Source organism: Variovorax sp. Soil_C_19, from assembly GCF_057657255.1.
Genome location: NZ_JBDGIV010000012.1, coordinates 118,407 through 133,499, shown reverse-complemented (window position 1 = coordinate 133,499; position 15,093 = coordinate 118,407). Strand labels below are relative to the sequence as shown.

The 15,093-nt window shown below is 68.6% G+C and carries 11 protein-coding genes; all 11 read right to left on the bottom strand.

Annotated elements, in window-relative coordinates:
* The 11 genes from AC3A6R_RS20900 to ugpB all read right to left on the bottom strand — a co-directional run bounded on the left by AC3A6R_RS20900 (nt 1) and on the right by ugpB (nt 14,900).
* Nucleotides 1-729, bottom strand: a complete 729-nt coding sequence (locus AC3A6R_RS20900) for an RNA polymerase sigma factor FliA (RefSeq protein WP_487858576.1) — start codon at nt 727-729, stop codon at nt 1-3.
* Nucleotides 704-1,585 (bottom strand): MinD/ParA family ATP-binding protein, encoded by an 882-nt coding sequence (locus tag AC3A6R_RS20895; RefSeq protein WP_487858575.1) that lies wholly within the window; start codon nt 1,583-1,585, stop codon nt 704-706. The genes AC3A6R_RS20900 and AC3A6R_RS20895 overlap by 26 nt, the downstream gene beginning before the upstream one ends.
* Entirely contained in the window at nt 1,582-3,978 is a 2,397-nt protein-coding gene (gene flhF, locus AC3A6R_RS20890; RefSeq protein ID WP_487865444.1) for a flagellar biosynthesis GTPase FlhF, read from the bottom strand. Before flhF ends, AC3A6R_RS20895 begins: the two co-directional genes overlap by 4 nt.
* Nucleotides 3,975-6,077 (bottom strand): flagellar biosynthesis protein FlhA, encoded by a 2,103-nt coding sequence (flhA, locus tag AC3A6R_RS20885; RefSeq protein WP_487865443.1) that lies wholly within the window; start codon nt 6,075-6,077, stop codon nt 3,975-3,977. The genes flhF and flhA overlap by 4 nt, the downstream gene beginning before the upstream one ends.
* Nucleotides 6,074-7,216: a flagellar biosynthesis protein FlhB gene (gene flhB / locus AC3A6R_RS20880; RefSeq protein WP_487858572.1), complete on the bottom strand. Its 1,143-nt coding sequence runs from the start codon at nt 7,214-7,216 to the stop codon at nt 6,074-6,076. The genes flhA and flhB overlap by 4 nt, the downstream gene beginning before the upstream one ends.
* A gap of 129 nt (nt 7,217-7,345) precedes the next feature.
* Nucleotides 7,346-9,742 (bottom strand): DUF3772 domain-containing protein, encoded by a 2,397-nt coding sequence (locus tag AC3A6R_RS20875; protein ID WP_487858571.1) that lies wholly within the window; start codon nt 9,740-9,742, stop codon nt 7,346-7,348.
* Between the two features lie 43 nt (nt 9,743-9,785).
* Complete coding sequence (ugpQ, locus tag AC3A6R_RS20870) at nt 9,786-10,529, bottom strand: glycerophosphodiester phosphodiesterase (protein ID WP_487858570.1); 744 nt, start codon at nt 10,527-10,529, stop codon at nt 9,786-9,788.
* Nucleotides 10,530-10,639: 110 nt separating this feature from the next.
* Nucleotides 10,640-11,647 carry a sn-glycerol-3-phosphate ABC transporter ATP-binding protein UgpC gene (gene ugpC, locus AC3A6R_RS20865; RefSeq protein ID WP_487858569.1) on the bottom strand — a complete coding sequence of 336 codons (1,008 nt, stop codon included), beginning with the start codon at nt 11,645-11,647 and terminating at the stop codon, nt 10,640-10,642.
* Between the two features lie 62 nt (nt 11,648-11,709).
* The gene (ugpE, locus tag AC3A6R_RS20860; protein WP_487858568.1) at nt 11,710-12,558 is read right to left on the bottom strand and encodes a sn-glycerol-3-phosphate ABC transporter permease UgpE; all 849 of its coding nucleotides are present in this window, start codon (nt 12,556-12,558) and stop codon (nt 11,710-11,712) included.
* A gap of 54 nt (nt 12,559-12,612) precedes the next feature.
* Nucleotides 12,613-13,494, bottom strand: a complete 882-nt coding sequence (gene ugpA / locus AC3A6R_RS20855) for a sn-glycerol-3-phosphate ABC transporter permease UgpA (RefSeq protein WP_487858567.1) — start codon at nt 13,492-13,494, stop codon at nt 12,613-12,615.
* A 95-nt stretch (nt 13,495-13,589) separates the two neighbouring features.
* A complete protein-coding gene (gene ugpB, locus AC3A6R_RS20850; protein WP_487858566.1) occupies nt 13,590-14,900 on the bottom strand; it encodes a sn-glycerol-3-phosphate ABC transporter substrate-binding protein UgpB in 1,311 nt (436 codons plus the stop codon).
* Nucleotides 14,901-15,093: the final 193 nt, after the last annotated feature.

The following is a 15,093-nucleotide window of genomic DNA, read 5'->3' as shown; positions in this document are numbered from 1 at the left end:
CTAGAGCACGTCCTTCAGGTGCGCCCGCAGCCGGCTGATGGCCTGGCTGTGCAGCTGGCACACGCGCGACTGGCTCACCTCGAGGATGGCGCCGATCTCGCGCAGGTTGAGCTCTTCCTCGTAGTAGAGGTTCAACAGCAGCTGGTCGCGTTCGGGCAATGCGGCGATCGCGTCGACGAGCTTGTGCCGGAAGCCCGAGGCCATGAGCTGCGCGAGCGGATCGTCGTTGCCGGCGCCGTCGTTGCGCGCCTGGCGGTCGAGCCAGGCGGTGTCTGACTCGCCGTCGTGCGCAAAGTCTTCCACGTAGAGCAGCTGGCAGCCCTGGATCTCCTGCAGCAGCGACTGGTACTCGTCGAGTTCCATGTCGAGCGCCTTGGCGATCTCGCCCTCGGCGGCCGGGCGCCCGAGCTGGTGCTCGAGCGCCTGGATCGCCTGCTCGACCTTGCGCGACGACTGCCGCAGGCCGCGCGAACCCCAGTCGCTGGCACGCAGTTCGTCGAGCATGGCGCCGCGGATGCGCTGGCTCGCGAAGGTCTCGAACTGCGCGCCGCGGTTGTCCTGGTAGCGGGTGGACGCATCGAGCAGGCCGATCATGCCGGCCTGGATCAGATCGTCGAGCTCCACGCTGGCGGGCAGCTTGGCCAGCATCTGGAGCGCCATGCGGCGCACCATCGGCTGGTGCTGCTTCAGCAGATGCGATTTCTCAAACGTTCCCTGTGCGGTATACACGGTCGTCCTCTTCCTCGTTGGCGGGTTCCTGCATCAGGCCGTCGGCGCGCCAGAGCGCCGTTCCGGCGTCCTGCGGCCGCACGGCCGGGCGCCACGGCCACTGCGTGACGGCGGCGGCGATGACGCGGAAATCCACGGCGGCCGGACTGGTCGGGAAAGCCTCCACGACGGTCTGTCCGAGCCGCCGGGCGGCGGGCATGTGGGGGTCGGCGCGCACCCAGCCGGCGGGCTGCATCGAGACCGCAAGGTAGCGGCTGCCGGTGTCGACCAGGTTGGCCATGCTCTGGCGTGCGGCCTCGGGCTCGGCGACCTGGTTGATCAGCAGCCGGAGCTGGCGCACGGCGTGCGCGTAGTGCAGCCGCTTGATGCCCGAATAGGTGGCGGTGATCGACGCCGGGTGCGGCTGCAGCACCACCACCAGTTCGTCGGCCATGCGTGCGAGCGGCGACAGGTTGCCGACGCTGTCGAGCGCCGCATCGACCAGGATCACGTCGCCGCGCCACAGCAGGCGCGGATCGGTGTGGTCGGGCTGCGCGCCGGGCAGCGCCGGCAGCACCCCGACGCCGCACGGCGTGCGCGCTGCGGCGCCTTCGCAGGTCAACCGATGGGCGGCCACGTCGGCCAGCGTGCCGAGCGGGTCGACGACCCATTCGGCAGCGACCGAGTTCTCCCCGGCGCCGTGCTCGTCGAGCAGCAGCACGTCCTTGCCCATGTGGGCGAGCGCGGCACCGAGGTTCATGGCCGCGGTGGTGGTGCCTGGCCGGTGCCCCATGCTCGCCAGGGCGATGAGGCGCGCGGACGACTGCGCCAGCAGCCGTCGCAGCCCATCGGCTTGATCGAGGACCAGCTTGCTCACGTGTCCAGCGCCTCCAGCAGCAGGAACAGCTTGCTCACGCCGGCGTAGAGCACGTTGCCAGAGACCGGGCGCCCCACGCGTGCGGCGCGGCCGGTGAGCTGCACCAGCAGCGCACGCGTGCGTGCGGCCCAGTCGCCCTCGGCCTGCAGCAGGCGCCAGACGGTGGTCGTGACCTGGCCCGCGATGAGCAGGCGCTTCATCATGTGGGGGTCGCCGGCCTCGCCGAGTCCGCCGAGCGCCGAAAGGCCCTGGCGCAGCAGGCGGAAGCAGGGCTCGGCCTCGGCGGCCCAGGCCTGCCACTGCGCGAGCTGGGCGAGCGGCACCTCGGCACCGATGTTGCAGAGCGCATGGCCCTGCGCCAGCACCTTGCGGCTGCGCGCATCGATCACGCGGGTGGCGATGCAGCGCAGGCCGGGCAGGCCGCCGTCGGTGCGCAGCGTAACGTGGGCCTGCGCTTCCATCTGGAGCGCGGGCCGGCCCTTGAAGACCACAGCGCGGGCTTCGCCGTACGCGAAGTCGAGGCCGTTGAGCGTGGCGTATTCGCCGGTGCGCGGATCGGTCACCGCGGTGGAGGCGGGCACGCGCGCGAGCCACTGCTGGCGCTGGACCTGCCACTGCAGCATCAGTTCGGCCGAGGGCAGCCGCGGCAGCATGTGGACCACGGTCTTGTCGCCGAAGTCCTGCTGGCGCAGCCACTGCACCTGCCGCACGCCGGGCTTGCGCCCCGGGTCGGCGGCATGGCGGGTGGCGGCGGTGGAGAGCCACTGGTTGGGCGCTGCGAGCGGCATGCCGCTGCGGTCGGACAGCAGCAGGCTGCCCTGGCAGTGGTAGGCGTCGCTGCTCTCGTCGGACTTGAGGCCGACCTGGCCGCTGAGCGCGAGCAGATGGGTGTCGCAGCCGTTGGCGATCTCGCTCGCGGCATGCGCCATGAGGGACTGCAGCACCGCCTTGTGGCCGATGTCGTCGTCGGCGGCCTGGCGCCAGAGTGCACGCGCCTGCGCGAAGCCCAACGGTGCGGTGCCGAGCGCCTTGGCGGCGGTCGCCACTTCCTGCGCGTCGTGCGCCATGGCGCTGATCAGCCGGCTGTAGCGCAGGCGCTGCTTTTCGGCGTCGGCCTGCGCCGACGAAGCGGCGGCGCCCGCGGCGGCGGCTGCGTCGTTCAGGTCGCCTTCGCCCGGCACGAACAGCGCGCTCGCGCTGTTGGCCTGGAAGGCGCTGTCCACGAGCTGGGCGCGGTCGGCGCGCATCAGGTTCTCGGGCACCTTCTGGCCGCACGAGACGTAGTGCACCGGCAGGCGGTGACGGATCACGGTGTCGATCAGCGCGCCCGGATGGGTGGCCTCGTCAACCTTGGTGAAGATGCAGCCGGCGAGTTCGCTGTCGCTGCCGTGGCGGTAGGCGTGCACCACCTCGTTGAGCGTGTCGCCGTGGCTGGTGGCGTTGAGCAGCAGCAGCCGCTTTACGGGGCGGTGGCTGTTGCAGAGCATCGCGATCTGGTCCGAGACGGCGCGGTCGCGCTGGCTCATGCCGACGGTGTCGATCAGCACCATGTGCTTGTCGCGCAGGTCATGCAGCACAAGGTGCAGGTCGGCCGCGTCCTTCACCGCATAGACCGGCACGTTGAGGATCTGGCCGTAGATGCGCAATTGCTCGTAGGCGCCGATCCGGTAGCTGTCTGTGGTGACCAGCGCGAGCTTGTCGGCGCCGAAGCGCATCACGCAGCGCGCCGCGAGCTTGGCCGTGGTGGTGGTCTTGCCGACGCCGGTCGGGCCCATCAGCGCATAGACGCCACCCTGCGCAAGCAGCGCGTCCTCGTCGCCCAGCACCGGCAACGTGCGGATCAGTTCGGAGCGCACGAAAGCCATGCCCTCGGCGTGGCTCTGGCCGGTGGGCAGGTGTTCGAGCATCGCCTTCGACAGCCGCGCACTGAAGCCGGCGCCGAGCAGCGTGCGCAGCAGGCGCCCGCGCATCGGGTCGCGGCGCTGCTTCTCGCTCCAGGCCACACCGGCGAGCTGCTCCTCGATCATGCAGCGCATCGAGTGGAGTTCGCCGAGCACGCTGTCGGCCGCGATGACGGCGGGGGCCGGTGCCGGTGCCGGTGCCGCCTGTGCGGCGACGGGCGGTGGCGGGGTGAGCGCGAAGACGGGGCTGGCGGGGGCAACGGGCGCCACGGTCACGGCGGGCGCGGGTGCCGGCGAGACCGGCGCCTGCGCATGCACCGCTTCCACGTCCTGCTGCACCATGGCGACGATCTCGACGCCTTCGGCAACCACGCGGTTGGTCAGCACGATGGCTTCATCGCCGAGCGCTTCGCGCGCCATGCGCAGGGCCTCCCGGCTCGTGGGCGCGACGAACTTGCGTGCGCTGGTCCGGACGTCTGTGTGCGTGTTCAAACTCTTCCTCCGATGGTGGCGGTGATCTTGATGTTTCGGGTGTCAGGAATCTCCGCATGGGAGAGAACCTTCAGCTGGCGGAAGCTGCGCCGCAGGAAGCGGGCGAGCAGCACGCGCAGCGAATGCTGGACGACGAGCACCGGCGCCAGGCCCAGCTGCTCCTGCCGCGCGATGGCGGCGCGGGTCTGCTGCATGAGGCTGTTGGCGAGGCCGGGCTCGATGCCGTTGTTGTTGGCAAGCGCCTGGTGCAGCACGCCGTCGAGCGCGCCGTCGAGGCCGATCACCTGCAGTTCCGAGTCGCCCGGGAACAGCTGCTGCACGATCGCGCGGCCGAGCGCCAGGCGCGCGATCGAGGTCAGCTCGGCGGCCTCCTTGACGCTCGGCGCATGCTCGGCCATCACGTCGAGGATGGTGCGCATGTCGCGGATCGGCACCTCTTCGTCGAGCAGGTTCTGCAGCACCTTGTGCAGCGTGCTCAGCGACATGACCTTGGGCACGAGGTCCTCGGTCAGCTTGGGCTCGGTCTTGCCGATCTGGTCGAGCAGCTGCTGTACTTCCTGGCGGCCGAGCAGCTCGGCCGCGTGCATCTGGATCAGGTGGTTCAGGTGCGTGGCCATCACCGTGCAGGCGTCGACCACCGTGTAGCCCATGACCTGCGCCTCCTGGCGCAGCGCCGCGTCGATCCACACCGCGGGCAGGTGGAAGGCCGGGTCCTGCGTCGGCGTGCCGGGCAGGGTGCCGGTCACCTGGCCGGGGTTGATCGCCATCCACTGGTTGGGGAAGGCTTCGCCGCGGCCGATCTCCACGCCCTTGAGGCTGATCACGTAGGTGTTGGGCGGGATCTCGAGGTTGTCGCGGATGTGGACCACCGGCGCGAGGAAGCCGAGCTCCTGCGCGATCTTCTTGCGGATGCTCTTGATGCGGCCCAGCAGCTCGCCGTTCTGCGTCTGGTCGACCAGCGGGATCAACCGGTAGCCCACTTCCATGCCGAGCGGGTCGACCAGCGCCACGTCGTCCCAGGTGGCCTCGGGCGATTCGGCTGCCGGCATGGCCTGCACCGCAGCCGCAGCCGCGGCCGCGGCCTTCTCGGCGGCTGCGCGCGGCGCGCGCTGCTGGACGCGCCGGCCCAGCCAGGCCAGGCCGCCCGCGATCAGCAGGAACGCGAGGTTCGGCATGCCCGGGATCAGGCCCATCAGGCCGACCAGGCCGGCCGTGAGAAAGAGCACCTGCGGGTTGGAGAACAGCTGGCCCGTGAGCTGGCCGCCGACGTCCTCGTCGGTGGTCACGCGCGAGACGATCACGCCGGCCGCGGTCGAGATCACGAGCGCCGGGATCTGCGCCACCAGGCCGTCGCCGATGGCCAGCAGCGTGTAGGTCGTGCCGGCGGTGGCGAAGTCGAGGTTGTGCTGGAACATGCCCACCACCAGGCCGCCGATGATGCTGATCACCAGGATCAGCAGGCCCGCGACCGCGTCGCCGCGCACGAACTTGCTCGCGCCGTCCATCGAGCCGTAGAAGTCGGCTTCCTGCGCCACCTCGGCGCGGCGCTTGCGAGCCACGTCCTCGCCGATCAGGCCGGCGTTGAGGTCGGCGTCGATCGCCATCTGCTTGCCGGGCATCGCGTCGAGCATGAAGCGCGCGCCGACCTCGGCGATGCGGCCCGCGCCCTTGGTGATCACCATGAAGTTGATGATCACCAGGATGATGAACACCATCACGCCGACCGCGAAGTTGCCGCCCACCAGGAAATGGCCGAAGGCCTCGATCACCTTGCCCGCTGCGTCGGGGCCGGTGTGGCCATGCATCAGCACCACGCGGGTCGAGGCCACGTTGAGCGACAGGCGCAGCAGCGTGGAGAACAGCAGCACCGCCGGAAAAGCCGCGAAGTCGAGCGCCTTCATGGTGTACATGCTCACCAGCAGCACCATCACCGACATCGCGATGTTGAAGGTGAACAGCAGGTCCAGCAGGAACGGCGGCAGCGGCAGCACCATCATGCTCATGATGAGCACGATCAGGATCGGGCCGGCAAGGCCTTTCCACTGGGCGCCCGAGAAGAGTTGCGCCGGCAGGCGCGTGAGGTTCGCCATCGCGTTCATGCAGTGTCCGGTGTGTATTCGAGCGATTTCGGAATCGGCAGGTCGGCCGGGGTGCGCGGCGCGTCGCCGCCTTCGGCCTGCCAGCGCTTGAGCTGGTAGACCCAGGCCAGCACCTCGGCCACCGCGGTGTAGAGGCCGGCGGGAATCTCGTCGCCGAGCTTGGTGTGCTTGAACAGTGCGCGCGTGAGCGGCGGCGCTTCCAGGATCGCGACCTTGTTCTCGCGCGCGATCTCGCGGATGCGCGCGGCCACTAGGTCGGAGCCCTTCGCCACCACGCGCGGCGCGCGCATGTCGTTGTCGACGTACTTCAGCGCCACCGCGAAGTGCGTCGGGTTGGTCACCACGATGTCGGCCGTGGGCACCTCGGCCATCATCCGGCGGCGCGCCATCTGCTGCTGCTGGCGGCGGATCTGCGCCTTGATGTGCGGGTCGCCTTCGCTTTCCTTGTGCTCCTTGCGCAGGTCCTCGCGCGACATGCGCAGCTTGCGGTGGTGGCTCCAGAGCTGGAACGGCACGTCGACCAGCGCCACCAGCAGCAGCGTGGCCGCGATCAGCAGGCAGTTATGCGCCACCAGGCTCATCATCTTCGGCAGCGCGGTGCGTTCCGACTGCGACATCAGCGACGAGACCTCGTCCATGTTGCCCATGATCACGAGCCAGGCCACGCCGCCGATCAGCAGCGACTTCGCCAGTGCCTTGACCAGCTCGGACAGCGACTGGAAAGAGAACATGCGCCCGATGCCCGCGATGGGGTCGAGCTTGCTGAACTTGGGTGCTGCCGCCTTGGCCGAGAGCAGCCAGCCGCCGAGCATCAGCGGGCCGGCCACCGCGGCGATCAGCATCAGGCCGAACAGCGGCGCCAGCGCGACCAGCGCCTCGACGACCATGAGCCCGGCGCGTGCAAGCATGTGGGCCGGGTCGAACGCCGTAGCGCGGTCGAAGTGCAGGCCCTGGACCAGGGCGCCTTGCATGGTGTCGCCGAGCGACCCCGAGGTCAGCCAGAGGCCGGCACCGGCGGCGCCCAGCAGCACGAAGGTGGAAAGCTCGCGCGAACGGGCAACGTTGCCTTCCTCGCGCGCCTTTTCCAGGCGCTGCGATGAGGCAGGTTCGGTTTTTTCGAGATCGCTTTCTTCAGCCATGGGTGCTCCGGGCGAGCGTCGGCGGCACGGCGCCTGCTCATGGCTGATTGTTCGTTCGGGCGCCTCCGGACAATCGGTCGATCAGCGCGGGCATTTGCCCGCTGCTCGGATGATCGGTGCGGCCTGCGCCTAGGCGGCGGGAGCTGCCGGTTCGGCCGGGGCGGCAGCCGGCGCCGGCATCGCCGCATAGGGCACCAGCGGGATCTGCGCCGCGTGCAGGCGCTCCAGGATGGTGAACAGCAGGTCGCTGCGCACGCCACCCGCCAGGCGCGGGCTGGAGACATAGGCGATGGCCTGGAACACGAGCAGGCCGCCTTCGATGCCTTCGAGCGTGAGCGAGGGCGCGGGCGTCTCCAGCACGCCTTCGTGTTCGCGGCAGGCCGTGAGGATCAGCTCGCGCACGCGCGCCGCGTCGGTGGTCAGCGGCAGCGGCAGGCGGATCAGCACCCGGCCCTCGGCATTGGCCAGCGTCATGTTGCGCACCGTCTTGGTGATGAACTCCGAGTTCGGCACGATCAGCGTCGAGCGGTCGCCGAGCTGGATCTCGGTGGCCCGCACGTTGATGCGCCGCACGTCGCCCTCGGTAGTGCCCAGCACGACCCAGTCGCCCACCTTCACCGGCTGTTCGGCGAGCAGGATCAGGCCCGAGATGAAGTTCTGCACGATCGCCTGCAGCCCGAAACCGATGCCGACCGAGAGCGCGCTCGCGACCCAGGCGATGCGTTCGATGCTGATGCCCAGCGCCGACAGCGAGAACGCGACCACGAGGATGCCGCCCACATAGCCCAACAGCGTGGCGATCGAGCTCTGCATGCCGGGCTCGAAGCGGGTGCTCGGCAGGTAGCTCTGCGCGAGCCAGCGCTTGAAGACGCGCAGCACGACGAAGCCCAGGATCGCCACCGCGACCGCGCCCAGGATGGCGCCGGGCACGAGTTCGAACTCGCCCACCTTCACGCCCGAGCCGAACTTGCCGCTGCGCTGGAACACCTCGTCGGGGCCGGTGCCCAGCGGCGCCGCAAGCGCGATCAGCATGTAGAAGAACAGGCCGACGCGGCTCAGGCCCGACAGCACCGTGGCGGCCTGGTCCAGCGTCTGCGGTGCGAGCCCGAAGCTCTTCTGCAGCCGCTGGCCCATGGTGCTGCGTGACGACACGGTCGCCATGAACACGTCGTCGGCAAACTTGAACAGCACGTAGAAGGAGGCGGCGACGATGCCGGTCCAGGTCAGTTGCGAGGCCAGCAGGCTGGCGAGCGCCACATATCCCACGGCGAGCAGGACCCAGATCGCGACCATGACCGCGCCGATGCAGGCCACGAGCAGTCCGACCCAGATCGGCTGCTCCGGCAGGTCGGCACCTGGCGCGCGGTCGCGCAGCGTTCGCAGGCGAAGCAGCACGACGCCGACGAGCGCGGTCAGCGTCAGCGCCGTGACCACGTGGGTCGCCACCACGGCCGCGAAACTCGCGTCCACGACGGTATTGATCTCTGCGGGCGTCCATGCGACCGCGGCCACCAGCGCCACGAACCAGGGCAAAACGGCGAGGCGGCCGGCCACCGCGTCGGACATCGGCGGCAGCCGCCAGCTCGGCCGGCCGATGGCCAGCAGCGAACGTCCAAGCCCGACCACGAAGGCCATGAACACCAGCGCCTGTGCGAGCGAGTGCAGCGCCTTGCTCGCCTGCGGCGTCCAGGTCGCGTACTCCTCGAGCAGCCGCTCGACGCCGTACGCGGCCAGCGCGACGAGCAGCACGTGGCTGGCCACGATGGCGATCACCAGCAGCGAGCGCCGAAGCCGGCCCGCCGGCAGCAGCCGTGCGGCGAGCCGCGTGAGCAGGTGCTCGGCGGCCCAGGTCCCGAGCACGGCAAGCACCACGGCCAGCAGCAGCGCGCCGATCACCCCGGTGCGCGTGCCTTGCCCGGTCGCCTTCTCGAAGCCGTCGCGCAGGTCCGCGCCCAGGGCCTGCAGGCGCGCGATGTCGCCGGGCCATGCCCGCCGAAGATCACGCCAGAATTCGTCGCCCAGCGGCGAGGGGGCGCGCTCGGTGACCTGCGCCTCGAACAGCGCGCGGCGCTGGTCCACGAGTTCGGCGCCGCGCTGGCGTACGTCGATGGTCAGCAGGCGCGCCAGCCGGATGTCGGCATCGAGCGTGTTGCGCTCCTTCGTCAGGGTGGCGCGCTGGCGCGTGATGTCGGGGTCTTCGGTGGCGCCGGCCGCCGGCGGTTCGCCAAGCTCGCCGAGGCGGGCGTTGAGGTCGGCCAGCTCGGCGGTGCGGGCTGCCACGAACTTCTCGGCCTGGGCGCCGATCGCGTTGATCTGCGCCAGCTGATCGCGCAGGCTGCCATGGGCTTCGGGCGGGGCCTCGGTGATCCTCGTGAGCTGCGCGCGCATCTCGGGCACGCTCAGCTCGGGCTCGGGCGCCGCCATGGCGGCGGCGCCGCTGCCGGCAGGGTCGAGCTGCGCCAGCGCGGCGCCGCAAGACAGCAGGGCAGCCAGGCACAGCGCCAGCAGGCGGGAGGTCACGCTCATGGCCGCCATCATAGAAGGGCGGCGTGCCTGGCCGCGGCGGCGATCAGCGGGCCGGGCTGAACAGGTCGACGCGGTCGGTGATGATCCCGTCGGTGCCCAGGTCGATGAGCCGCTGGGCGGCCCATTCGTCGTTGACGGTGTAGCTCAGCGTGCGCAGGCCGGCCGCCTGCACCCGGGCCACAGTGGCCGCGTCCCAGAGCGCATGGTTGCAGACCACCGCGGCGCAGCCGAGGCCGGTGGCGGTGTCGAACCAACCCTCTTGCAGCGTGTCGAGCAGCAGCCCGCGCGGCAGCTCGGGCGCCACGTCGCGCGCGGCGCGCAGCGATTCGGCCTGGAACGAGGTCAGGAGCGGCGCAACAGCCGCGCCCTGCCAGAGCCGTGCGGCTTCGCGCGCCACCGTTGCGCCGGTTTCCTGCTCGGTGCCCGGCGTGGGCTTGATCTCGATGTTGAGCAGGTAGCCATTGGCGAGGCAAAAGCGTGCGAGGTTCTCGAGCGTGGCGAGCGGCTCGCCCGCGAAAGCGCGCGAATGCCAGCCGCCGGCATCGAGCTGCGACAGCCCGCCCCAAGGCAGGTCGCCGCCAATGCCGTGGCCGCTGGTGGTGCGTTCGAGCGTGGCGTCGTGCATGAGGAAGGGCACGCCGTCGGCGCTGAGCTTGGCATCGCACTCGAACATGCGCCAGCCGTGCGCGGCACCGAGCCGGAAAGCGGCCAGCGTGTTCTCGGGTGCCAGCTTGCCCGCGCCGCGGTGGGCGATCCAGCGGGGATAAGGCCAGGGCGTAGCGTTCATTTTTGAGCGGGTCGTGGTGTTCATCCAGTGCACCCGTGGAACCGGCTCCGCCGGGCCACCGGGTGCGCACCCCCGTGGGGGGAGGCGCCGCAGGCGCTTCGGGGGGCGTCTTATTCAGCGCGCTTGCCGGAGCCAGCGTCGAACCAGTGCAGCTTGTCCTGCTGCGCCGCGATCCGGACCGTGTCGCCGGCCTTCGGCGGACGGTCGGCCTCGTCGGTGCGCATGATGATCTGCTCGTCGCCGATGCGGCCATACACCAGCCGCTCGGCGCCGAGCAGCTCGACCGACTCGACCTGCACGGACCAGCCGCTTTCGTCGAGCGTCAGGTGCTCCGGGCGGATGCCGAGAATCTGGCCGGGGCGCACGCCGGGCGCTTGCTTGAGCAGGTTCATCGGTGGCGAGCCGATGAAGCTCGCCACGAAGGTGGTGGCGGGCCGGTTGTAGACTTCTTCGGGCGTGGCGAACTGGTCCATCACGCCGCCGTTCATCACGATGATGCGCTGCGCGAGCGTCATGGCTTCGATCTGGTCGTGCGTGACGAACAGCGAGGTGATGCCGAGCTCGCGGTGCAGCTTCTGGATCTCGAGGCGGGTCTGCGCGCGCAGCTTGGCGTCGAGGTTCGACAGCGGCTCGTCGAACAGGAAGACCTTCGGCTCGCGCACGATCGCACGCCCCATGGCCACGCGCTGGCGCTGGCCGCCCGAAAGCTCGCGCGGCTTGCGCTCGAGCAGGTGGCCCAGCTCGAGGATCTTGGCGGCCTTGTCCACGCGCCGCTTGATCTCGTCGGTCGGCAGCCGCGCGATCTTCAGGCCGTAGGCCATGTTCTTGAACACGCTCATGTGCGGATAGAGCGCGTAGTTCTGGAACACCATGGCGATGTCGCGCTCGGAAGGTTCGAGCTGGTTCACCACGCGGTCGCCGATGGCGATGTCGCCGGCCGAGATCTCCTCGAGGCCGGCCACCATGCGCAGCAGCGTGGACTTGCCGCAGCCCGAGGGCCCGACGATGACGACGAATTCGCCCTTGTTCACCTCGGCCGAGACGCCGTGGATGACCTGGTTGGCCTTGGCGCCCTTGCCGTAGCGCTTGATGACGTTGCGAAAGGAAATGGCTGACATGTTGTCTTGTTCTTGGGCTTAAGAGGTGATCTGCTTGTATGCGGTGGGCGTCGGGCGTGGGTTCACTTCTCGGTGTCCACGAGGCCCTTGACGAACCAGCGCTGCATCAGCACCACCACGAGCGCCGGAGGGATCAGCGCGAGGATTGCGGTGGCCATCACGAGGTTCCAGTCGACCGCGGCGTCGCCCGAGGCGATCATGCGTTTGATGCCGATCACCACCGGGTACATGTCTTCGCTCGTGGTGGCGAGCAGCGGCCACAGGTACTGGTTCCAGCCGTAGATGAACTGGATCACGAAGAGCGCGGCGATCGAGGTCTGCGACAGCGGCACCAGGATGTCCTTGAAGAAGCGCATCGGCCCCGCGCCGTCCATCCGCGCGGCCTCGACGAGTTCGTCGGGCACCGAAAGGAAGAACTGCCGGAACAGGAAGGTCGCGGTGGCCGAGGCGATCAGCGGAATGGTCAAACCCGCATAGGTGTTGAGCATGTTCAGGTCGGCCAGCACCTTGTAGGTGGGCAGGATGCGCACCTCCACCGGCAGCATCAGCGTGACGAAGATCATCCAGAACACGAGCTTCTTGAACGGGAACTTGAAGTACACGATGGCGAAGGCCGAAAGCAGCGAGATCGCGATCTTGCCGAAGGCGATGACCAGCGCCGTGACCAGGCTGATCCACATCATGCGGCCCACCACCACGCGCGCGCCCTGCGTCTCGGTGCCCATGAGCGCGGCGGTGTAGTTTTCGACCATGTGCGCGCCCGGCACCAGCGGCATCGGCACGCGCAGGATCTCGTCGCGCGTGTGGGTCGAGGCCACGAAGGCGAGGTAGATGGGAAAGGCCACGATGGCGATGCCGAGGATCAGCACCACGTGCGAGAGGACGGTCAGGCCGGGCCGGCGTTCAACCATGGCGGATGCTCCGGAAGAAGAAAGAAGAAGAAATGGGGAAAGGAGGATGCGCCATCAGTACTGGACCTTCTTCTCGATGTAGCGGAACTGCACCACGGTGAGTACGACCACGATCACCATCAGCACCACCGACTGCGCGGCCGAGCCGCCCAGGTCGAGCGCTCGGAAGCCGTCGTGCCAGACCTTGTAGACCAGGATCGCGGTGTCGCGGCCCGGACCGCCTTCGGTGGTGGCATGCACGATCGCGAAGGTGTCGAAGAAGGCATACACGATGTTGATCACCAGCAGGAAGAAGGTGGTCGGCGACAGCAGCGGAAACTGGATGGTGAGGAAGCGGCGCAGCGGACCGGCGCCGTCGATGGCGGCGGCCTCGATCAGGGACTTCGGAATCGATTGCAGCCCAGCCAGGAAGAACAGGAAGTTGTAGGAGATCTGCTTCCAGATCGCGGCCACCACGATCAGCGACAGCGCGTGGTTGGAATTGAGCAGGTGGTTCCATTCCATGCCCATGTGGCGCAGGCCGTAGCTCACCACGCCGATGCTCGGCGAGAACATGAACACCCACAGCACGCCCGCGATGGCCGGCGCCACCGCGTACGGGATGATCAGGAAGGTCTTGTAGAACAGCGAACCGCGCAGGATGCGGTCGGCAAAGATCGCGAGCATCAGCGACAGCGCGATGCCGATGCCGGCCACCAGCACCGAGAACAGCGCCGTGACCTTGAACGACTCGACGTACGCCGGGTCGTCGAACAGGGTCTCGAAGTTCTCCAGACCGACGAAGACGGTGGAGGTGCCGAACGCGTCCTCGGTCTGCAGCGACTGCCAGATGGCCTGGCTCGCGGGCCAGAAGAAGAACACCAGGATCACCGCCATCTGCGGCGCGATCAAAAGCCATGGCAACCATGCCGACCGGAATAGAACGCGTTTTTCCATAACCCCTCGAATCCCTCAAAAAACGAAACGCCCGCCCCACGGCTTTTGCAGTGGCGGGCGGGCGAGTCTACTTCGGCGCTGGAGCCGAACGGTGCTCAGCCTTTATTTGCCTTCTGGAAGCGCTCGAGCTGTTCGTTGCCGCGCTTCACGGCGGCGTCGAGCGCCTCCTTGGCGCTGCGCTTGCCGCTCCAGATCTGCTCGGTTTCCTCGTCGATGATGGTGCGGATCTGCACGAAGTTGCCCAGGCGCACGCCGCGCGACTTGTCGGTGGTCTTGCGGATCATCTGCGTCACCGCCACGTCGGTGCCCGGCTTTTCCTTGTAGAAGCCCGAGGCGTCGGTCAATTTGTAGGCGGCGGTGGTGATCGGCAGGTAGCCGGTGCGCTTGTGGCTTTCGGACTGCACCTTCGTGTCGGACAGGAAGGTGAAGAAGCTGGCAATGCCCTTGTAGTGGTCGGCCGGCTTGCCCGACATGACCCAGAGGCTGGCGCCGCCGATCACGGTGTTCTGCGGCGCGCCCTTCACGTCGGGATAGTAGGGCATGGTGGAGATGCCGTACTTGAACTTGGCGTCCTTGGCCACGCGTGCGTAGAGGCCTGACGAGGCGGTCATCATCGCGCACTCGCCCGAGGGGAAGGCGGCGTCGCCGGTGTTGTTGCGGCCCTTGTAGACGAAGGTGCCGTCCTTCGACATCTTGGCCAGGTTCTCGAAGTGCTTCACATGCAGTGGCGAGTTGAAGGCCAGGCGCGCCGAGGTGCCGCCGAAGCCGTTGTTCTGCGTCGCGTAGAGCGTGTTGTGCCAGGCCGAGAAGCTCTCGAGCTGCGTCCAGCTCATCCAGCTGGTGGTGAACGGGCACTTGTGGCCGCTCGCCTTGAGCTTGTCGGCCGCGGCCATCACTTCGGGCCAGGTGGTGGGGGCCTTCTCGGGGTCGAGCCCAGCCGCCTTGAAGGCGTCCTTGTTGTAATAGAAGATGGTCGTCGAGCTGTTGAGCGGGAAGCTCAGCATCTGGCCGTTCGCGGCGGTGTAGTAGCCCGACACGGCGGGCACGTAGACGCTGGGGTCGAACTTGACGCCGCCCGAACTCATCACTTCGCCCACTGGCTTGATCGCGCCCTTGGAGGCCATCATGGTGGCGGTGCCGACTTCGAACACCTGCAGGATGTCGGGCGCATTGCCGGCGCGGAACGCGGCGATCGCGGCGGTCATCGACTCGTCGTACTGGCCCTTGTAGGTCGGCACGATCTTGTAGTCCTTCTGGCTGTCGTTGTATTGCTTGGCGAGGTCGTTGACCCATTCGCCGAGCGGACCGCTCATGGAATGCCACCACTGGATCTCGGTCTGGGCATGGGCCGGGAAGGCCAGCGTGGCGGCCAGCGCCGACGTGGCGGCGAGCAATTGAAAACGCATCAAGGAAGACTCCTGTGGAATAAAAGCAAAGCGCGGATGCTAGGCGATCCGTGTGACATTCGGCACACATTGGCGCACGGACGGGCGCCATCGTCCAACCGGGAAAACCCCTTTGGCGCCAAGCGGCCCCGCGGCGCCGGCCGTCGTGCTGCGCTGCACCATGCTAGGATCGTTTTCCCCTTTTTCGGCCTAG